Source organism: Bacillus sp. AFS023182 (genome assembly GCF_002560575.1).
Taxonomy (GTDB): Bacteria; Bacillota; Bacilli; order Bacillales; family Bacillaceae_G; genus Bacillus_A; species Bacillus_A arachidis.
Genome location: NZ_NTRO01000095.1, coordinates 1 through 2429 on the forward strand (window position 1 = coordinate 1; position 2429 = coordinate 2429).

3 protein-coding genes are annotated in these 2429 nt (G+C 36.4%); all 3 read right to left on the reverse strand.

The genetic code is table 11. The features are described 5' to 3' along the window. The coding region (locus CN288_RS26270) for a phage tail spike protein (protein WP_176527743.1) at positions 1 to 1352 on the reverse strand (1352 nt) is incomplete at its 3' end. Next, complete coding sequence (locus CN288_RS26275) at positions 1349 to 2032, reverse strand: phage tail domain-containing protein (RefSeq protein WP_141528016.1); 684 nt, start codon at positions 2030 to 2032, stop codon at positions 1349 to 1351. The genes CN288_RS26275 and CN288_RS26270, both read right to left, overlap by 4 nt. Further along, on the reverse strand, positions 2025 to 2429 hold a 405-nt coding region (locus CN288_RS26280; protein ID WP_141528017.1), incomplete at its 5' end, for a phage tail tape measure protein. The genes CN288_RS26280 and CN288_RS26275, both read right to left, overlap by 8 nt.

Here is a 2429-nt window from a genome sequence, read left to right on the forward strand (position 1 = left end):
GTAATAAAATCAGCAACAATGCGTCCATCCATGGTAATTGCGGTTCCGTATGGTCCATTATTCCCTGTGGAAGAATAACCTAATCCATTTATGTTCCATTGCCAAACCTTTTTAGCTGTCATTTCGTCTTCTGTATCCATGATTAAGATTCTGTCTGGATAATTACGTACATGACCACCAAAACCACTATTTATAAGGCTCGTTGCATGTTCTTTTGCTGCTTCTAATATAGACGCTGGCATATCAGATATATCATTTTGCATTTGGTCAACTTTACCTGCTATATCAGTAAATGACGCTTTGTAATTACCTATTGTAATATTCTTGTACTCTTTCTTTAATGGATCATATTTATATGCTATAACTTTCGCTTGAACGTCAATTCCATCTTCAATGTGTTTAACAGTAACAATGTCACCCATCCACACATATTGCAAAATAGCGTAATTTTTATACTCTTCGGTTTGTGAAAGCTCTTGAAATTCCACCTTATATGTCCCTTTTGGCTGGTCCACATGTTGTACATCAAACATTTCTTTAGCTGCTTGACGTAATAATTTATACGCTTCTTCGAGCGGTACTGCATCAGGATCATTTGCATTATCACCAATAGCTGCCTTTATATCTTTAAATTCCACAACTTTTATCTTAGGATGTGGATATTTATTGATAAGTGGACTATCAACATACTTTTCTGGAAGAAACAACCCATTGAATCCTTGCGGCATAATTCTAGTAATTGGACTTTTCCAATCCACATTTCCTTCGTACCCTAATAAATCTTTTTTATGTTGAATCACAACTCCACGATCTATCCCACGATTAACTAACATTTTTACATCAAAGTTATCTCGCTTTAATTCTCCACCCCAACGATTGATAAAGGAGTTATCCTGACCACTATCTAAAATAGCTTCAACTGGATTCTTTCTGACAATACGCGAACTGGAAATCTTAGGGATATCAGAATAAAAAGTAAAAGGATGCTTATATTGACAGCCTTCTGACATACGATGCATTGCTCCGTTCCCGTCTGTGGACTCAGGGAATATATCTTCAATTAGATTTTCCGTTAAATCGTAAAAAATGTGATAACATTGTACTTTTATTTCCCCCATGCTAACCGTTGGCGTAGAAACCCTAAATAATTGGTTACCATCAGGAGTTGGTGCTTTAACAATGCACATTCCTTGTATTTCTAAGCCATGTGGAGCGAATAGCGGATAACTAAACGTCAATGAATATAAACCATTTAATATTTCTTCAACTTCAGGTTCATAAATATTTGCATCTAACACACCAAGACCATTATGCGTAAAATCTGTTTCGTTTGGTTTATATAAGATAATCATACATATCTCCACCTAGGTTTGATTGTTATTGATTGGACTGTACCTGACCAAGTTATTTTATTACTCCCAACATTGAATACTGGAAACTCACCAACCATCTTATTATTCATAGGTGTTGTTCCTAAATACGCCTCTAAAATTTCAGAATCAACAACTACAGAGCCTTCAATGTTTTTAAGCTGAAAGGTTACATCATTTATGGTTATATTCACTGTACCTTTTGCAGTGATCACCATTTCCGGCTGTGACTTTTCTGTACCAGGGTTATATATCAACCCTGGCTCAAAAATCGTAATGCTTTCATCTTCCACATATTCAAATGGATCTAGTGTGAAATTAACTTCAAATTCTCCATACTCTTCAATTTCATTTGCAATATCACCTATTTCTACATTCTTTATTTTTCGATAAACAACATCATCAGTGAAATACAGTATTTTCGCATTTAAAATCCATGGTTTCACACGACGAATGATGGGTTTGATATTTCCCTCTTCTAATACATTAAATTTCATTTTAAAAGGGACATCTTCATACGCCCCTTTCTTTGTAAGTGCACCGTGTCTTCCTGGCACTTCTATATATTCTACTTTTCGTTTTGCAGTTGGAATAACGGGACGCCCTACCATATAAATTCCGTAACCACTTGCCAATTCGTTATCTATTACCATGTCAAGCAAATGTATTCCTCCCTATCCCAACGTTTAAATTTTGCCCACGTTGTGCAAGTGCACTATCTATTTTTTCTACCATGCGATCAATATCACGGTCATTTCTGACCACAGGATTGTGAATATGAATTGTAGGCGATTGATTTTCCATTGTCGCAGCAATCCCTCTGCCAATAGCACCTAACGTTTTTTCGTTAAGAGGTAAAACACCTTCTGGTCCCGCTTCACCGGCTCCTTGGAAACGCCCACCATTCATTCCGAAAATAGTTGGTCTAGTAAAAATACCACCTTTAGCACGCCAATCCACATTGATTCCTGTTGGATAAGTAATTGTTTTACCAGCAATCTCTTTACTCCCTGTTTCTAAAGAAAAATGCGGTAGTTTTGGCATTTCAGGCTTCGGAAT